At 70.9% G+C, this 17,735-nt stretch carries 16 protein-coding genes; 11 read left to right on the forward strand and 5 right to left on the reverse strand.

The window, feature by feature from the left end; genetic code table 11:
• Positions 1-24: 24 nt before the first annotated feature.
• The 6 genes from ACMGFI_RS01240 to ACMGFI_RS01265 all read left to right on the forward strand — a co-directional run bounded on the left by ACMGFI_RS01240 (position 25) and on the right by ACMGFI_RS01265 (position 7,253).
• Entirely contained in the window at positions 25-471 is a 447-nt protein-coding gene (locus ACMGFI_RS01240) for an NUDIX domain-containing protein (protein ID WP_436906776.1), read from the forward strand.
• A gap of 115 nt (positions 472-586) precedes the next feature.
• Positions 587-2,845, forward strand: a complete 2,259-nt coding sequence (gene mutL / locus ACMGFI_RS01245) for a DNA mismatch repair endonuclease MutL (protein ID WP_436906777.1) — start codon at positions 587-589, stop codon at positions 2,843-2,845.
• A gap of 102 nt (positions 2,846-2,947) precedes the next feature.
• Entirely contained in the window at positions 2,948-3,889 is a 942-nt protein-coding gene (locus tag ACMGFI_RS01250; protein WP_436906779.1) for a sugar kinase, read from the forward strand.
• Positions 3,890-4,027: 138 nt separating this feature from the next.
• Positions 4,028-5,266: a carboxypeptidase-like regulatory domain-containing protein gene (locus ACMGFI_RS01255; RefSeq protein WP_436906780.1), complete on the forward strand. Its 1,239-nt coding sequence runs from the start codon at positions 4,028-4,030 to the stop codon at positions 5,264-5,266.
• 145 nt (positions 5,267-5,411) lie between these two features.
• A complete protein-coding gene (locus tag ACMGFI_RS01260; protein WP_436906781.1) occupies positions 5,412-6,773 on the forward strand; it encodes an MFS transporter in 1,362 nt (453 codons plus the stop codon).
• 72 nt (positions 6,774-6,845) lie between these two features.
• Positions 6,846-7,253 carry a hypothetical protein gene (locus ACMGFI_RS01265; protein ID WP_436906782.1) on the forward strand — a complete coding sequence of 136 codons (408 nt, stop codon included), beginning with the start codon at positions 6,846-6,848 and terminating at the stop codon, positions 7,251-7,253.
• A 115-nt stretch (positions 7,254-7,368) separates the two neighbouring features.
• Here the strand turns inward: ACMGFI_RS01265 and ACMGFI_RS01270 are convergent, their stop codons facing one another.
• On the reverse strand, positions 7,369-7,944 hold the full coding sequence (locus ACMGFI_RS01270; RefSeq protein WP_436906783.1) for an LURP-one-related/scramblase family protein: 576 nt from the start codon (positions 7,942-7,944) through the stop codon (positions 7,369-7,371).
• Between the two features lie 218 nt (positions 7,945-8,162).
• Here ACMGFI_RS01270 and uvrA point away from each other — a divergent pair, with 218 nt between their 5' ends.
• The 3 genes from uvrA to ACMGFI_RS01285 all read left to right on the forward strand — a co-directional run bounded on the left by uvrA (position 8,163) and on the right by ACMGFI_RS01285 (position 13,419).
• Entirely contained in the window at positions 8,163-11,180 is a 3,018-nt protein-coding gene (gene uvrA, locus ACMGFI_RS01275; protein WP_436906784.1) for an excinuclease ABC subunit UvrA, read from the forward strand.
• Positions 11,181-11,297: 117 nt separating this feature from the next.
• A complete protein-coding gene (locus ACMGFI_RS01280; RefSeq protein ID WP_436906785.1) occupies positions 11,298-12,506 on the forward strand; it encodes a hypothetical protein in 1,209 nt (402 codons plus the stop codon).
• Positions 12,496-13,419 (forward strand): hypothetical protein, encoded by a 924-nt coding sequence (locus tag ACMGFI_RS01285; RefSeq protein ID WP_436906786.1) that lies wholly within the window; start codon positions 12,496-12,498, stop codon positions 13,417-13,419. Before ACMGFI_RS01280 ends, ACMGFI_RS01285 begins: the two co-directional genes overlap by 11 nt.
• 7 nt (positions 13,420-13,426) lie before the next feature.
• Here ACMGFI_RS01285 and ACMGFI_RS01290 read toward each other — a convergent pair whose 3' ends face one another.
• Both ACMGFI_RS01290 and ACMGFI_RS01295 read right to left on the reverse strand, forming a co-directional pair.
• Positions 13,427-14,395 (reverse strand): glutathione S-transferase family protein, encoded by a 969-nt coding sequence (locus ACMGFI_RS01290; RefSeq protein WP_436906788.1) that lies wholly within the window; start codon positions 14,393-14,395, stop codon positions 13,427-13,429.
• 42 nt (positions 14,396-14,437) lie between these two features.
• Positions 14,438-14,857 carry a DoxX family protein gene (locus tag ACMGFI_RS01295; RefSeq protein WP_436906789.1) on the reverse strand — a complete coding sequence of 140 codons (420 nt, stop codon included), beginning with the start codon at positions 14,855-14,857 and terminating at the stop codon, positions 14,438-14,440.
• 229 nt (positions 14,858-15,086) lie between these two features.
• On the opposite strand from ACMGFI_RS01295, the gene ACMGFI_RS01300 reads away from it, so the two are divergent.
• Together ACMGFI_RS01300 and ACMGFI_RS01305 are read left to right on the forward strand one after the other, a co-directional pair.
• Positions 15,087-15,449 (forward strand): winged helix-turn-helix transcriptional regulator, encoded by a 363-nt coding sequence (locus ACMGFI_RS01300; RefSeq protein WP_436906790.1) that lies wholly within the window; start codon positions 15,087-15,089, stop codon positions 15,447-15,449.
• A gap of 126 nt (positions 15,450-15,575) precedes the next feature.
• Positions 15,576-16,679, forward strand: a complete 1,104-nt coding sequence (locus ACMGFI_RS01305) for a WD40/YVTN/BNR-like repeat-containing protein (protein ID WP_436906791.1) — start codon at positions 15,576-15,578, stop codon at positions 16,677-16,679.
• A gap of 24 nt (positions 16,680-16,703) precedes the next feature.
• Here ACMGFI_RS01305 and ACMGFI_RS01310 read toward each other — a convergent pair whose 3' ends face one another.
• Together ACMGFI_RS01310 and ACMGFI_RS01315 are read right to left on the reverse strand one after the other, a co-directional pair.
• Positions 16,704-17,090 carry a hypothetical protein gene (locus tag ACMGFI_RS01310; RefSeq protein ID WP_436906792.1) on the reverse strand — a complete coding sequence of 129 codons (387 nt, stop codon included), beginning with the start codon at positions 17,088-17,090 and terminating at the stop codon, positions 16,704-16,706.
• 128 nt (positions 17,091-17,218) lie between these two features.
• A complete protein-coding gene (locus ACMGFI_RS01315; RefSeq protein ID WP_436906793.1) occupies positions 17,219-17,605 on the reverse strand; it encodes a 5-fold beta-flower protein in 387 nt (128 codons plus the stop codon).
• Between the last annotated feature and the right edge of the window lie 130 nt (positions 17,606-17,735).

Raw genomic sequence — 17,735 nt, forward strand, 5'->3', positions numbered from 1 at the left:
GGTGGTACGACGAAATCCCCACCCATGGGCGAATCGTACTTCAGGGGGCACGTGACCCAGCGGGGGATCGTCTTCGGCCCGCGGGGGGACGTGTTGCTCGTGACGAGCGGGCTGCGTCCGTGGACGTTCCCGGGGGGGCGGATCGAGGTGGAGGCGGACCCGGAGCCGGCACTGCGGCGGACCCTCTACGAGCGGGTGGGCCTGCACACGACCGTCGAGGAGCCGGTCAAGACGGTGACCGACATCTGGGGGAGCGGCGACGAGCCGGTGTACGCGGTGCTGTACCGGGTACAGGCCCGCAGCCGCGACGTGCAACTGGGGGAGAAACACGACGACTACTGCTGGTACACGCCCGACGGCGCCGTCGAGGAGATGCACTTCAAGTCCCTCGAACAGGCCGTCGAGCGCGCCGTGGAGAACCACCGGGCCACCGAGTGGACCGGCGAGACGGAGAGGCCGGACGGCGAGTGAGCCGTCAGGGTTCGCCTGCGGCGGTCGCCCGCGAAAGTCGGCGAGTCGGCAACCGGACTGCGCGCCGCTCTCGCCTCCGGGAGTGTTTTGAGGGCGCCGCCCCGACGGGGTGGTGATGGTCGACATACGCCGGCTCGACGAGGCGACCGTCGAGCGCATCGCGGCGGGCGAGGTGGTCGAGCGCCCGGCCTCGGTCGTGAAGGAACTCGTCGAGAACAGCCTCGACGCCGACGCGACCCGGGTCGACGTGACCGTCGAGCGCGGCGGCAAGGACGGCGTCACCGCGGCGGACGACGGGGTCGGCATGACCGAGGACGAGGTCCGCCGCGCCGTCGAGGAACACACCACCTCGAAGATCCGCGACATCGACGACCTCGAATCGGGCGTGGGAACACTGGGTTTCCGCGGCGAGGCGCTACACGCCATCGGCGCCGTCTCCCGACTGACGATCACGACTCGCCCCCGGGCCGACCGCGACGTGGACAGCCACCGCGGGACGAAACTCACCGTCGAGGGCGGCGAGGTGACGAGCGTCGAGCCCGCAGGCTGCCCGGAGGGTACCACCATCGAGGTCGACGACCTCTTTTTCAACGTCCCCGCCCGCCGGAAGTACCTCAAGCAGGACGGCACCGAGTTCGCCCACGTCAACACCGTCGTCACGAGCTACGCGCTCGCGAACCCCGGCGTGGCCGTCTCGCTGACCCACGACGGTCGCGAGACGTTCGCCACGACCGGCGGGGGCGACCGCCGCGAGGCCGTCATGGCCGTCTACGGCCGCGAGGTCGCCGAGTCGATGGTCGAGGTCTCGATGGGGAGCGGCGACGGCGCGGACGGCGCGGACGGCGGCGACGGGGAAGCCAGCGACCTGCCGGATGGCCCGCTGGACGGGGTGTCCGGGCTGGTGAGCCACCCCGAGACCACCCGGAGCACCCGGGAGTACCTGTCGACGTACGTCAACGGTCGGTACGTCACGGCGAGCGCGGTCCGCGACGCCGTCGTCGACGCCTACGGCCACCAGCTGGCGCCGGACCGGTACCCCTTCGCCGTCCTCTTCCTCGACGTGCCCGCCGGCGACGTGGACGTGAACGTCCACCCCCGGAAGCTGGAGGTCCGGTTCGCCGACGAGGAGGGCGTTCGCGAACAGATCGAGACCGCCGTCGAGTCCGCCCTGCTCGACGAGGGGCTGCTCCGCAGCGGTGCCCCCCGCGGCAAGTCCGCGCCCGAACAGGCCGAGATCGCTCCGGAGCGGGGTGCGAACGACGGTGAAGGGGAGGGCAACGGCGTCGACGAACCGACGGGCCCGGACGGGTCGCCCCGGGCGACCGAGTCGTCCGACGGAACGGCGGCGACGGCCAGTAGTGAGGCGACCGCCGAATCGAGCGAATCCGGCGGGAGTACCGACGCCGCCACCGAGTCGACGACCGGACCGACCTTCTCCTCGGACCCGTCGGCGCCCTCGCCCCGCTCGACGCCCTCGGGGAGCGATCCGTCGAGGGAATCGGGCGCCGAGAGCGACGGAACCGCGACCGCCACGGACGCGAGCGCAGGACCCGTGACGGACGAAGCGAGGACGACCGCGGAGCCGGGCGACGGGGAACACCCGGGATCCGTCGCCGGCGGCGACGCCGACGCGTCCGCCGATCCGACAGCGGAGCGCGACCGGGACGACCGCGGCCGCAAGTTCGCCGGGGGCCACGACCAGGCCCGCCTCGGGGACGGCGATCCGGTCGAGGCGGGCGCCGACGGGGCGTCGGCGTTCGACGCGCTGCCCTCGATGCGGGTGCTGGGCCAGCTCCACGGGACGTACGTCCTCGCGGAGACCGACGAGGGGCTGGTCATGATAGACCAGCACGCCGCCGACGAGCGGATCAACTACGAGCGGCTGCGCGAACAGTTCGCCGGCGAGACGACGACCCAGGCGCTCGCCAGCCCGGTCGAACTCTCGCTGACGGCCCGGGAGGCCGAACTGTTCGAGACCTACGGCGAGGCGCTGTCGACCCTTGGTTTCCGGGCCGAGCGCGTCGGCGACCGGACCGTCGAGGTGCGGACGGTGCCTTCGCTGATGGCCGACACGGCCGACCCCGACCTGTTGCGCGACGCGCTCGCGGCGTTCGTCGAGGGCGAGGGGTCGGCCGCCGAGACGGTCGAGGCCGCCGCCGACGAACTGCTGGCCGACCTGGCCTGCTACCCCTCGATCACCGGCAACACCTCGCTGACCGAGGGGTCGATCACGGAACTGCTCGAACGGCTGGACGACTGCGAGAACCCGTGGGCCTGCCCGCACGGCCGCCCCGTCGTCGTCGAGTACGACGCCGAGGAGATCGAGGCGCGCTTCGAGCGGGACTACCCCGGCCACGGCGGCCGCCGGGACTGAGAGCGAGTTCTCGCGGGGGACGGCTGGAACGGTTCTGCGGGCGTCGCCTGCTGCGGACACACTGCCCAATGAACTAAACCGGATGCTGTCCATGGACGGGGTATGACAGAGCTGGTGACGTTCGGCGAGACCTCGTTGCGGCTGTCGCCGGCGGGCGACGAGCGGCTGGAGACGGCCGAGGACGTGCGGATGCGGGTATCGGGGACGGAGAGCAACGTCGCGGTCGCGGCCAGCGCGATGGGGGCCGACGCGACGTGGCTGTCGAAGCTGCCGGACTCGCCGCTGGGCCGGCGCGTCGAGCGGACGCTACACGCCCACGGCATCGACACGGAGATCGCGTGGGCCGAGGAGGGGCGGCAGGGCCTCCAGTTCGCGGAACAGGCGCCGGCGCCGCGGACCGACCGCCTGCTGCAGGACCGCGGCCGGGCCGCCGCAGCGTCGGTGACGCCCGGCGAACTGCCGATGGACCGGGTCCAGCGGGCCGACGCCACGTTCGTCGCCGGGAGCACGCTGTCGCTGTCGGGCGACATCGTCGAGACGGCCGAGGCGGTCCTGCGGGCGGCGGGCAGCGGCCTGGTCGCGATGGATCTGGACTTCCAGCCCGGCCTCTGGTCGGCCGAGGAGGCCCGCGAGACGCTCGACGGCGTGTTCGACGCCGTCGACGTGCTGATCGCCAACGAGGAACAGGCCCGGGCGGTCTTCGACCGGACCGGCGAGCCCCGGAAGTTCGCCCACGCCATCGCCTCGAAGCGGGACTTCGACGCGGTCGTGATAACGCGGAGCGAGCGCGGGGCGCTGGCCTGCAGCGACGGCGTGATCCACGAGCAGGACGGGATCGAGGTCGACGCGGTCGACCCGGCGGGCCAGCACGAGGCCTTCACCGGCGCCTTCCTCGAACGGGTCCTCTCGGGCGCGGGCGCGAGCGAGGCGCTCACCTACGGCGTCGCGAGCGCGACGCTGGCGCGGACGATCCCCGGCGCGATGACGACCGCGAGCCGCGAGGAGGTCGAGTCGCTGGCCGCGGACCTCGACGGCGGGCGCTGACTGCGGTCCCGTCGTCGAACGGGCACAGCGGGCGGAGCGACTGCGGGACCACCGGCGCTCGGATCCGCCGGACGGGAGCGGGTCGACGGTGAGATGCCAACAGAGATATGGGGGCGCCAGCCGAGGGTCCACCCGGCTATGTCACGGGCACACACGCGAGCCGTCACGGTCGTGTTCGCGGTGTTCGTCGCCAGCGCGTCGTTCGTCGGGGGCGTCGGCGCGGGATCGGACGACACCGTCACGCTCACCGTCACCGTCGTCGACGAAGGGGGAGATCCGCTCTCCGACGCGGCGCTGTCGGCCACGTGGGACGGCGGGGGGCCGGTCAACCGCACCACCGCCGGCAACGGCAAGGCGTTTCTCACCGTGGCCGAGGGGGCCGACGTGACCATCGGCGTCGACCACCCGAACTACGTCCGCAACCACCCCTACGTCGTCGAGAACGCCAGCGAGGAGGACGTGACCATCGAGGTCGCCCGGGCCGGCCGGGCGACGGTCACCGTGGAGGACAGCGAGGGGCCGCTGGGCAACGCGATCGTCCGGCTGTTCCACGACGGGCGACCGGTCGTCAACGAGCGGACGACGGCGGACGGCCGGTACACGACCCCCGATATCGAGCGGGGCAACTACACGCTCGTCGCGTTCAAGGAGGGGTACCTGCGCAACCGGACGACGCTGACCGTCGACGGCCGGGTCGGCGAGACGACGCAGATCCGCCAGGAGTCGGTGCTGGTCGCCTTCACCGTCCGCGACGACCACTTCGACCCGCCGCGGGCGGTGCGGAACGCGAACGTCACCGTCCCGGGCGTCGCCGACGTGACCACACAGGGGACCGGGACCGTCAGCGTGAGCGTCCCCGTCAACGACGCCTACGAGGTGCGGATCACGAAGCCGGGCTACGAGTCGGTCACCGAGCGCCTCCGGGTCCGCGAGTCCGGGACCTCGCTGAACGCGACCATCCAGCGGACGCCCGCCATCAGCCTCCGCGCCGACAACGACCGCGTCGTCGTCGGCGAGCCCGTCCGGGTGACCGTCACCGACGAGTACGGCAACCCCGTCCCCGACGCGTCGGTCAGCCGGGCGGACACGGCGGTCGGCGAGACCGACGGGGACGGCGTTCTCAGCGTCCCGGTCGAGAGCGCCGGGAACGTCACCATCTCGGCCGAAGCGGACGGGCGCGAGGCCGAGGTCACCGTCGAGGGCGTCCAGCCCGCCGGCGCGTCCACGCCGACCGCGACGGCGACAGCGACCGCCTCGCCGACGGCGTCCGGGACTCCGACCGGGACATCGAGCGGGTTCGGACCCGGTCCCGGCGTCGCGGGCGCGCTCGTCGCGCTCGTAGTCGGGGTCCTGCTCGCCCGGCGCCGCGTCGAGTGACCGGGGCCGCCGGACCGTGCCGCCGGCCGCCGGTTCCCGGTGGCTCTATATAGCGAAACGGTCGAGAACGTCCAACATGGGAGCCCAAACCGGAAATCGTCGCCGCGTCGCGGGGGTTTAGGTTCGGGGTGGCGAACTCGGGGCTATGGCCACGGAATCGCCGAGCGTCCGGTCGACGGTCCGGCAGTTCCTCTCGCTGGAGCGGGACGTGCTCGTCCTCTCCGTCGCGATGTTCGCGTTCAGCCTCGGCTTCCAGATGACCGGCCGCTACCTCTCGGAGTACCTGGTCGTCCTCGGTGCCTCCCCCTTTATCGTCGGCCTCTACGGTTCCTTCGGCAATATCATCAGCGCGGTCTACCCCTACGCCGGCGGCGTCTTCTCCGACCGGGTCGGCTCGCGGTACGCCCTGACCCTCTTCGGCCTGCTGTCGACGCTCGGCTTCCTGTTCTGGTTGGTCGCCCCGCTCGTCGGCCCCGTCGATCTGGGCGCCCTCGTCCTCGAACCGTGGGTCTGGATCTTCGTCGGCCTCGTGCTCGCCCAGGCCTGGAAGTCCTTCGGGCTGGGGGCGACCTTCGCCATCGTCAAGCAGAGCGTCCCGGACGACCGGCTGGCCCGCGGGTTCGCCAGCACCGAGACGTTCCGGCGGACGGCCTTCCTCGTCGGCCCGCTGCTGGCCGCCGGCCTGCTGTTCGTCTTCTCCGGCGGCGCCACCGAGGAGGAGATTCTCCCCGGATTCCTCTACGTGCTGGGCGTCGCCGTCGTCTTCGGCGTCGTCGCCACCGCGGTCCAGCACGTCAGCTACGAGGCCGACGCCGACTCGTTCGGCACGGAGTTCGCGGGGATCGACCAGATCCGCTCGGACCTGGCCGACCTGCCCGACCCCCTCCGGCCGCTGCTGGTCGCGGACACGCTGGTCCGGTTCGCCAACGGGATGGTCTACGGCTTCTTCATCCTCGTGGTCACCCGCATCTGGGAGCTCGACGCGACCCTCTTCGGGTTCTACCTCAACCCGGCGGTCTTCTTCGGCGTCCTGCTCGGCGTCGAGATGGTCGTCGCGCTGGTCTCGATGGCGCCGGCGGCGGTCGTCGCCGAGCGGGTCGGCCTCAAGCCCGTCGTCGCCCTCGGGTTCGCCGTCTACGCCGTCTTCCCCGTGCTGCTGATCTTCGCCCCGGCGGACCCGCTGGTGGTGACCCTGCTGTTCGCGTTCTCCGGCCTGCGCTTCGCCGGCCTCCCCTCCCACAAGGCGCTCATCGTCGGCCCCGCCGAGCGCGACGCCGGCGGCCGCGTGACGGGCGCGTACTACCTCCTGCGGAACACGATCGTCATCCCCAGCGCCGCCCTGGGCGGGTACCTCTACGACAGCGACTGGACGGTCGCCCTGCCCGGCGGTCCCCTCGATACCGTGACCGCCGGCCCGGAACTCGCCTTCTCCGTCGCGACCGTCGTCGGCGTCGTCGGCGTCGCGTACTTCCTCGTCTTCGGCGAGGAGTTCGCCGCCTACGCCTGATGGGCGAGGAGTTCGTCGCCTGCGCCCGGGGCCGGCGACAGTCCTTTCTCCGCGGGCGTGGTAGAGTTTCACATGGCGATCGAAGACGACCGTCCGGGCAGCGACATGACCGACCGCGAGGTCGAGGCGCTCCACGAGGTGGAACTCGGCGTCGAGTGGCTGCGCCGCGCTCACGGCAAGCTCGTCGCGTTCCACCACAACACCGGCCACGCGATGGAGCACTTCGCCGAGGCCGAAGAGTTGCTCCGCGAGAGCGGTCACACCGACCTGGCCGACGAGATCCGCGACAGCCACCTGCCGCGCGGCGTCGTCGACGAACACCGCTGGTCGTACGACGTGCTGGAGTCGTTCGAGGACGACTTCATGGCCGACGTGACCGGGCTGGCCGACCGCGCCCGCGCCGACCTGGCCGACGGCCGCCGCCACGTCGCAGAGCGCCGCCAGGAACGCGAGTGGAAGCGCGACGCCGACCGGGAGTAATCGGATCCACCGCCGGCGGTGTCGTCGGCCTCACCGCTCGTCGGTATCGCGGGCGCTCCGGCCGTCGGTCGCCGGTCGCACCGCGGCGAGGGGCGGCTGCTCCGACCCGGACCCGTCAGTGGTTCTGGATCGCGTCGATGACCATCGCCGCGGCGACGATGGGCTCTTTCGGCACGTCGGTGGCGTCGTCGATAGTGATGTCGTAGCGGTCCCGGAGGGAGACGTGGCCCTGGATCGTGCCGACGTGGTCGCCGTCGGCGTCGGTGATCTCGTACTTGTGCGGGATGAACGCGCCGAACGGGAGGTAGTGGCGCGCGACCGTGTAGAGGGCGCCCCGCGAGTCGATCTGGGCGAGCTGCTCGCCGGTGTCGGCGTCCCGCACCGTCCACGTGTCCTGGAAGATCGAGAAGTCGTTGTCGAGCACGACGAGCTCCTCGTCCGTCGCGGCGTCGATCAGGGCGTAGTTGCCGGCCACGTCCATGATCCCGCCGGCCTTGACGGTGAACACGTCGTTGCCGTCCCCGTCCGTGAACGGGAACTCCTCTTTCATCTTCATCAGCTTCTGCTTGCCCCGCAGGACCACGTTCCCGGCGGCGTCGGTCGCCTTGTACTTGTTGCGGATCAGCGACTGTTCGACCGTGTAGCTGTCGTCTCCCAGCTCGATCCCCGCGATGTCGTAGGTCCCAGCCATGTTCGCCTTAACTGTTCCGTCCCTGGTATTTAAATCTCGGTTCCAGATGCCCGCCAGCGGGGACCCGCGGCCGGGCCGAGCGGCCCGTCAGCCGCGCAGGGAGTGGCCGCCGACACGGAGACTCGCCGACGCGGGGACCGCCGGCGGGTCGAGCGGGGCGGTCGGGCGGACCGGGAGATCGACAGCGTTTCACACCGCCGGACCCTGGCGAGGGATAGATGAGCAAAGACGTCATCGAGGTCCGAGGGGCAGAGGAACACAACCTCAAGGACGTCGACGTTACGATCCCGCGGGAGCAGTTGACGGTCGTCACGGGGCTGTCGGGGTCGGGGAAGTCCTCGCTGGCGTTCGACACCGTCTACGCCGAGGGCCAGCGCCGGTACATCGAGTCGCTGTCGGCCTACGCCCGGAACTTCCTCGGGCAGATGGACAAGCCGAAAGTCGAGAACGTCGAGGGGCTGTCGCCGGCGATCTCCATCGACCAGAAGAACGCCGCGAACAACCCCCGCTCGACCGTCGGCACCGTCACCGAACTCCACGACTACCTCCGCCTGCTGTACGCCCGCGTCGGCACGCCGCACTGCCCGGAGTGCGGCCGCGAGGTCGGCGAGCAGTCGGCCCAGCACATGGTCGACCGCGTGCTCGAACTCCCGGAGGGCACCCGCGCGAAGATCCTCGCGCCGGTCGTCCGCGACCAGAAGGGCGCCTTCGAGGACCTGTTCGACGACCTCGTCGCCGAGGGGTACGCCCGCGTCGAGGTCGACGGCGAACAGCACGACCTCTCGCTCGACCGCCCGGACCTCGACGAGAACTACGACCACACCATCGACGTGGTCGTCGACCGCGTCGAGGTCGGCCCGGAGCACCGCTCGCGGATCACCGACTCCGTCGAGACCGCCCTGGAGGAGGGCGACGGCGTCCTGAAGGTCGTCGTCCCCGACCCGCCCGAGGACGTGGAACTGGGCGGCGCAGAGGCCCGCTCGGTCGGGGACCTGGGCGCCGACGACGCGGGCGACGGTGACGACGGCGACGAGGCCGACGCGGCCGACGACCGCCTCGTCGTCGAGTTCTCGGAGGACCTGGCGTGTACGCACTGCAACGTCGACATCAGCGAGATCGAGACCCGCTCGTTCTCGTTCAACAGCCCCTACGGCGCCTGTCCGGAGTGCGAGGGCCTCGGCGAGACCAAGGAGGTCTCCGAGGACCTCGTGATCCAGGACCCCTCGAAGCCGCTGAAACACGTCTTCGAGCCCTGGAGCTACGACCGGACCTACTACTCCCGGCAGCTGGACAACGTCGCCGAGCACTTCGGCGTCTCGCTGGAGACGCCCTTCGAGGACCTCGACCCCGAGATCCGGCGCCAGTTCCTCTACGGCACGGACTCGCGGGTCCACTTCGAGTGGCGCACCAAGAACGGCACCCGCGAGAAGACCGAGCGCTTCGAGGGGGTCATCCCCAACCTCGAACGCCGCCACGTCGAGACCGACTCCGACCGCGCCCGCGAGCACATCGAGGAGTACATGGCGACGACCACCTGCCCCGCCTGCGAGGGCACCCGCCTGAAGGCCGAGTCCCGCGCGGTGCTCGTGGACGGCACCGCCATCACCGAGGTCAACCAGCTCTCCATCGGCGACGCGCTGGAACACTTCGAGGACCTCGAACGCAACCTCGGCCCGCGCGACACCAAGATCGCAGAGGAGATCCTGAAAGAGATCCGCGCCCGCCTCGGGTTCATGTGCGAGGTCGGCCTCGACTACCTGACCCTCGACCGGGAAGCCGCCACGCTCTCCGGCGGCGAGAGCCAGCGCATCCGCCTCGCGACCCAGATCGGGAGCGGCCTCGTCGGCGTCCTCTACGTCCTCGACGAGCCCTCCATCGGCCTCCACCAGCGCGACAACGACCGCCTGCTGAACACGCTGGAGGAGCTCCGGGACCTCGGGAACACCCTCCTCGTCGTCGAGCACGACACCGAGACGATGCGCCGCGCGGACAACATCATCGACATGGGGCCCGGCCCCGGCAAGCGCGGCGGCGAGATCGTCGTCAACGGCGACTTCGACGAGGTGCTCGACTGCGAGGAGAGCACGACGGGCGAGTACCTCTCCGGCGAGAAAGCGATCCCCGTTCCCGACGAACGGCGCGACCCCGACGGCCACCTCACCGTCGAGGGCGCCCGCCAGCACAACCTCAAGGACCTCGACGTGGACCTGCCGGTCGGCTGCTTTACGGCGATCACCGGCGTCTCAGGCTCGGGCAAGTCCACGCTGATGCACGACGTGCTCTACAAGGCGCTGGCCCGCGAGATGCACGGCAACTCCGACGTGAACCCCGGCGAGCACGACGGCCTCTCGGGGCTGGAGAACGTCGAGACGGTGCGGCTGATCGACCAGTCCCCCATCGGCCGCACGCCGCGGTCGAACCCCGCCACGTACACCAACGTCTTCGACCACATCCGCGAGCTGTTCGCCGAGACGGACCTGGCCAACCAGCGCGGCTACCAGAAGGGTCGGTTCTCGTTCAACGTCAAGGGCGGCCGCTGCGAGGAGTGTGGCGGCCAGGGCACGGTCACCATCGAGATGAACTTCCTCTCGGACGTGCAGGTGCCCTGCGAGGAGTGCGGCGGCGCCCGCTACAACCGCGAGACGCTCGACGTGACCTACAAGGACGCTACCATCGCCGACGTGCTCGACATGAGCATCGACGAGGCCTACGACTTCTTCGAGGGCCACAGCCAGATCCGCCGTCGGCTGAAGCTCCTCAAGGACGTTGGGTTGGGCTACATGCAACTCGGCCAGCCGTCGACGACCCTCTCGGGCGGCGAGGCCCAGCGCGTCAAACTCGCCGAAGAGCTGGGCAAGAAAGACTCCGGCGAGACGCTGTACCTGCTGGACGAACCGACCACGGGCCTGCACCCCCACGACGAGCGCAAGCTCATCGACGTGCTCCACCGGCTCACCGACGACGGCAACACCGTGGTCGTCATCGAGCACGAACTCGATCTGGTGAAAAACGCCGACCACATCGTCGACCTCGGCCCCGAGGGCGGCGAGGCCGGCGGCCGGCTCGTCGCCGAGGGCACGCCCGAGGAAGTGGCTCGGACCGACGGTTCCTACACCGGGAAGTACCTCCGCGACCTGCTGCCCGACGTAGACCTCGAAGGGCCGCGCGGCGACCGCGTCGTCACCGCCGACGCCGACGGCGAGACGGAGACGGCGCCTCGCGCCGACGACGACTAGGAGCCGCTTTTCACTTCGACGGGTCGGATCCAGAGAGTCTGTCTACGCCATACAGGTATCATATCTGATATCTGCGCGGACAGCTATAACTGTTGACAGACGAGTGACTCAGCCGATATGGGACTCGCACGAACGGGCGCCGTGCTCTCGGGGCTCGCGGGTATCGGGTTCGGGCTGCTCGGGTGGCTGTATCCGGTCACGGCCACGGCCGGGGGCGGGCTCTACACCGCCCAGCCGGGCTGGGTGTCGACGGTCTCGGGGCTGGCCGTCCCGCTGGTCGTCCTCGCGGTCGTCCTCTACCTGATCGACCGCGGGACGGTCGGGCGGCTGCTCGGCGGCCGCGGCGACGGCGTCGGCGGCGTGCTGGGCGGGTCGGACGCCGTCCCGGTCGACCGCTACGAGATCGTCGAGGCGACCAACTGGAAGCGGCTCAACTGGATCCGGCTGCGTCGGTCGCTGGGCGTCGCGCTGACCGTCGCCGGGACGGTCGCGCTGGTCGTCTCGCTCACAGTCGGTACCGGCGGGGAGACCGGGAACGCCGGCGGCGCGATGGCGCTGCTGTGGCTGGGCGCCGTCCTCGCGGGGCTGGCGATCGTGGTGACCTCGCGGACCGACGGCGAGGAGATCGCCGCCGACTACACCCACCGCGTGTCGGTCCGCATCCCCGATCTGTTCTCGCTGCACTCCTTTCACGTCCACCTCCGACAGATCACGGAAGACCTGGGCTACGTGCCGACCAGCGACACCTCGCCCGGCCGGGGCGGCTCCGCGGCCGCCTTCGACGAGGAAGTGTATCTCTCGAAGGGCGGCTTCAAGGTGCGAAAGCGCCCGTTCGAGTCGTCGCTGAGTCCGCTGCCCGACGACTCGCCGATGGCCGAAGTGGTGAACCTCACGACCGCGAGCCTGTCGGTGGTCGCCGTCGGCGTCTCCCTGCTCGTGACCGGGCCACGGGTAGCTGGACTCCCGCTGTTGCTGGTCGGCGGCGCCGGGTTCCTCTACGACTACGTCCGGCGGACCCGCCAGTGGGCCGAACTGTACTGCGTGGAGGAGGGAACCGTCTACACGCCCACGGCGGCGGTCCACGACGGCGAACCCCCCGGCGAGGGCGTCGTCCACCACGAGCCCGCGGTCACGGCCGCCGAGTCCTCGACCGAGTTACTCGTCACGCTCGGCGCCAAACACTCGGTGTACTTCGAGGTCGACAGACTCGAAGCCGACTTCGACGCCCTGACCGACCGTCTCGACGACGTGGCCGCCGAGAACAGCTACACCGTCGTCGACGAACCGACCCGCGAACGGGTGAGCCCCCACACCAATGGCCACTGATCCCGGTCCGCCCGACGACGCCGCCGACGACTCCACGGGGGAGTATCCCGCCGACCCCACGGACCTGGCCGGCGCGAGCGACGCCGATCTGGCCGCCCTCGTCGCCGAGGCGTGGACCGCCGACGGCTACCGGACGACGGTGAGAGAACACGGGTCGCACGTCTTCGTCTTCGCGAAGCGGCGGGTCGACGGCGGGATCAGCGGGGAGATCGTCTGGATCGCCGGCGAACGAGCCGTCGAGTCCGCCCAGCTAGAACAGCTCCGCGCGCTCGCCAAGAAGACCGGCGCCGACTCGGCAGTCTGTCTGACCGTCGGCGCGGGCGGGGTCGCCCGGTCCGTGGCCGCGGGCCACGACGTGACCGTCGTCGACGGCGACGACCTGCGATCGAAACTCGGGGTCGACGGCCCCTCCGACGCGGGCACCGACCCCGATGCGACGGCCGACGGCCCGGCAGTCGACGCCGGGGGTGGTGACGGCGGACTTGCCCCGCCCGGCGGCGAGATGGCCGGTGACAGCATCGGCGACACGAGTACGGGCGACGCCGCGTCGACCGGCGCGACGGGAACCGAACCGGACGACGCCGAGAGCGGATACGACCTGGGCGACGCCGAGAGTGACGACGGCTCCGACGGTATCGGCGCTGGCTCCGGCGGTTTCGTCGATGGCGCCAGTGGTATCGGCGGTGGCTCCGACGGTATCGGCGACGAGGGGGACGGAGCGGGCGGCGAGTCCGGGGCGGCGGGCGGGGGTGGGCCGTCGAACGGACGCCCTCACCTCGACGCGTGGGACGGTCGGACCGCCGAGGCCGACGTGACGGCGCCGCCGTTCGACGGCCTCTGGGCGGCGGTGACGCGGGACGACGCCGTCGAGAGCGTCGGCGACCGCTCCGTCTGGGACGGCACCTCGCGGTGACCAGTGGCTACGGCGGCACCGCGGGCGGTTCCCCTGGCAGTTCCGCCCGGTCGTGGTCCGCGTCGAAGTCCACCTCGGGACCGACCGGGACGTACCCGGTCGGGTTCAGCGCGTCGTGGCTGCGGTAGTAGTGTTCCTTGACGTGGTCCAGATCGACGGTGTCGGCGATCCCGCCGGTCCCGTAGAGGTCCCGCGTGTACCCCCAGAGATTCGGATAGTCGACGATCCGGCGGAGGTTGCACTTGAAATGAGTGTGGTAGACGGCGTCGAACCGGGCGAGGGTCGGGAACAGCCGGAGGTCCGCCAGCGTCAACCGATCCCCAACGAGGTAGCGGCGGTCCGAGAGATGCCGTTCCCAGCGGTCGAGGGCGTCGAAGACCGTCTCGACCGCGGCCTCGTACTCGGCCTGTGTTTCGGCGAACCCCGCGCCGTAGACGCCGCGGTTGAGCGGGCGGTAGAGCTCGCCGATCACACGGTCGACCGCCTCGCGGTTGGTCTCGGGGTAGAGGTCGACGCCCCGGTGGTCGGCGAACGCGTCGGCGAGCGTCCGCATGATCTCGTCCGACTCCTCGTTGACGACGGTCCCCGCCTGCTCGTCCCAGAGGACGGGGACGGAGACGCGGCCGGTGTAGTCGGGGTCGGCCTCGGTGTAGACCCCGCGGAGGTAGTCGCTGCCGTGGAGCCGGTCGGGCGTGCAGCCGTCTTTCTCGGGGGTGAACTCCCAGCCGTCGTCCCGGCGGTGGGGGTCGACGACGCTGATACCGATGGCGTCGTCCAGCCCCAGGAGTTCGCGGACGAGGAGCGTCCCGTGCGCCCAGGGGCAGGCCCACGAGACGTAGAGGTGGTACCGGTCCGGATCCGCGGGGTGGCGGTCGGTGCCGACCTCGCTGCGGAACTCGGTCGTCTCGTAGTCGAAGTCCTCGCGGTCGTCGTTCGATACGTCGCGCAGCCATTCGCCGTCGATGAGTCGTCCCATGTGTCGAAGGTGTGCGGAGTGGAGCGTCGTTTCGCGAGCGAGTCAGAACAGCGCGAGGCCGACCGCGTAGGGCCACGACGCCGTCGACAGCGCGAGGAAGACCAGCGCCGCGCCGGCCAGGCCGGCGTTCTTCAGGAAGTGGACCTGCTCGTTCTGTCGATCCTGGCCCTCCTGGGCCCAGAAGTCGTGCATCACGGGCGTGACGCCGACGAGGAAGCCGACGACGAGAACGGCCCCGACGGCCGGGAACGCGCCGAGCAGGATCGAGGCCGCGCCCGCGACCAGCGCGAGACTCGACAGCGGGACCAGCAGTCGGGGCGCCGGCGCGCCCTTGTGGGCGGCGTAGCCGACGGTGGTCTCCAGGTCGAGCAGGTTGCCCAGCGCCATGAACGCCAGGACGGCCGCGAACAGGACGCGACCGGCGAGCAGCGCGCCGCCGGCCAGCGCCGACTCGAAGGCCATCAGGCCCACACCTCCGGTTCCGCCGCGTTCGCGTCCCGTTCCGATTCCGCGTCGATTCCGTCGAGCTGCTGCGTTGCGTTCATCGCATCGCCGACTTTCGCCGCCGTCCCCATAGATGTCAGGTAAATTATAGTATATCGGGTGGAAGGCGGGCAACCGGGTATACCGCGGTGTACCGGGACCCGACGACCCGCGATATTTTTCAGGGGAAGGAGCGAACGGTAGGACCATGCAGGCCGACGACCCGGACGACCCGTTCGCGGAGGTGGACCCGCAGGCGTGTCCGACGGCCGAGTCCTTGGAGGTGATCGGCACGCAGTGGCGGCTTCACGTCCTCCACGACCTGAACGACGAGGGGGAGATGCGCTTCAACGAACTCAAGGAGTCGACGGGGGCGAGTTCGCGCACGCTCTCGCAGTCGCTCGACGCGCTGACCGACGCCGGCCTGGTCGACAAGCGCATGGAGGAGGCCGCCCCCGTCGCGACCTTCTACTCGCTGACCGAGCGGGGCGAGGCGCTCGGACCCGTCTTCGACGAGCTCGACGCCTGGGCGCGCGAGCACGTCGACCCCGCCGACTTCGCCGGGGAGTGAGCCGGGGCTCGCGCGGCGCTGTCCCGGCCGTCCCAGTCGCCCCGCCCTGCGCTCCCCGCCCGACCCCTCGGTCGCTGAACTCAATTTCAGCGAGCAGTCAAGTGTCTCCCGCCCCTCCGATCCGGTATGAGCGACACCACCGCCTACGCCGCCCTCGGCGACCGCGTGCTCGTCGTCCGCGGCGGGGGAGCCGAACCGACCGCCGACGGGCCGGACCCGAGCGCGACCGACGACTGGACCGCCGACGAGCGCCTCGTCGGCCGCGACTTCCAGTGCGTCGCCGCGACTCCCGACGAGCCCGACCGGGCGTTCGCCGGCACCGTCGAATCGGGGATCCACCGCACCAGCGACGGCGGCGACACCTGGGAACGGGTCGCCCCGGGGATCGACGACCGCGTCACCGCGCTGGCGGTCAGCCCGCACGATCCCGACACCGTGTGGGCGGGGACCGAACCCTCCGCAGTCTACCGCTCGGCCGACGGCGGTGACTCCTGGGAGGCGCTGCCGTCGCTGACCGACCTGCCCTCGGAGTCGGAGTGGTCGTTCCCGCCGCGGCCGCACACCCACCACGTCCGCTGGCTGGAACCGGACCCGGGCGACCCCGAGCGGCTGTACGTCGCCATCGAGGCCGGCGCACTCGTGCGGACGGACGACGCGCTCGCGGCCACGGCGGCCGACGGCGCGGACGGCACCGAGACCTGGCAGGACCGACCCGGGGGCGCCCGCTACGACAACCACACGCTCGCCACCCACCCCGACGCCGAGGGCCGAGTCTACACCGCGGCCGGCGACGGCTACGCCCAGTCCGAGGACGGCGGCGACACCTGGGCGTACCCCCAGGACGGGCTCGACCACCGGTACGTCTGGGGGCTGGCCGTCCCGCGGGCCGACCCGGACACCGTCGTCGTCTCCGCCGCCAGCGGCGCCCGGAACGCCCACAGCGTCTCGACCGCCGAGGCGTACGTCTACCGGACGACGGACGCGGGAGGCGGCGACGACGGCGCCGCTCGGGAGGCGTCGACCGAGTGGGACCTCGCGATGGACGGCCTGCCGGACCCGGAGGGGACGGTCCGGTCGGTTCTCGCCGCGGCCGACGGGCCGACCCTGTTCGCGCTGAACAATCGCGGACTCTACCGCTCGGCCGACGCCGGCGCGTCGTGGGAGCGAGTCCCCCTGGAGTGGCCCGACGCCTACGGGTCACAGACGCCGCGCGGGCTGGCCGCAGTCTGAGCGCTCCCTTCGCCTCCCACGGGGTCACAGCGCCGCGCCGACGCCGTAGACGGCCATCGTCGTCACGACGGCCGCCGCGGCCGAGACGGCGACCACCTGGAACGCTTTGACCCGGTCCTGTTTCACCGCCTCCGCCTCGGCGACGGACCCGCTGTCGCCGCCCGACCCCGAGAGGTCGTAGCGCGCCAGCGCGCCGAAGCCCGCACAGAAGCCCATCCGGGCCTGGACGACGCCCATGAACCCGCCGAACAGGAGCGGGAACGACCCGAGCAACAGCCCCGCTGGTCGACCCGTCGCGACGACGAAGCCGACGTAGACCGCCGCCGCGAGGAAGGAGACCGCGCCCAGCGCGCGCCGCTTGCGCCGCTCGTCGCGCCCGATATTGCAGACGCCCGGTTGATACTCGCTCATAACCGTGACTGTGAACCGACGGCGGATAAGGCCACCAGCAAACAGCGTCGGGTCCGTCCTCGACGGGCGCTGGTCGAACTCGGAGCGTACGCCCCGCGCGGGCTGAACGGGCGGACCGCCCGGGAGCCTCAGAACAGCAACACCATCACGGCGGCCAGGTGTTCGTCGGTCCCGCCGTCGAACCTCCCGATGGCGTTGGAGTAGGTGTCGACGACCTCGTAGCCGGAACCGTCCTCCCGGATGATCCCGACCGTGTCGTTCGATATATCCTCGACCTCCAGGGTCTGACCGTCCTCCTGGACGGTCCCGACCGTGTTGTTCGAGTCGTCCTGTACCCTGTGGTAGTACCCCTTCTCCTCGACGACGCCGATAGTGTTGTTCGAGGCGTCTTCGACCTCGTGGTAGTACCCGCGGTCGTGGATGACCCCGACCGTGTTCTTCGAGGCGTCCTCGATCTCGTAGTAGTTGCCCTTCTCGTAGGTGTAGTAGTCGTAGCCGCCGCCGAACAGCCCCATAACCCACGACTCGCGGCGATGCATAAAGCGGTGTGGGTCCAGATATCACGCCGCACAGTCGACCCGTCCGCCGCCGGACGGTCGGACCCGCCCAGTCTCACCGGAGGCCGTTGACTATTTACAGCGAGGC

It is taken from the genome of Halosimplex marinum, assembly GCF_051414075.1.
Taxonomy (GTDB): Archaea; Halobacteriota; Halobacteria; order Halobacteriales; family Haloarculaceae; genus Halosimplex; species Halosimplex marinum.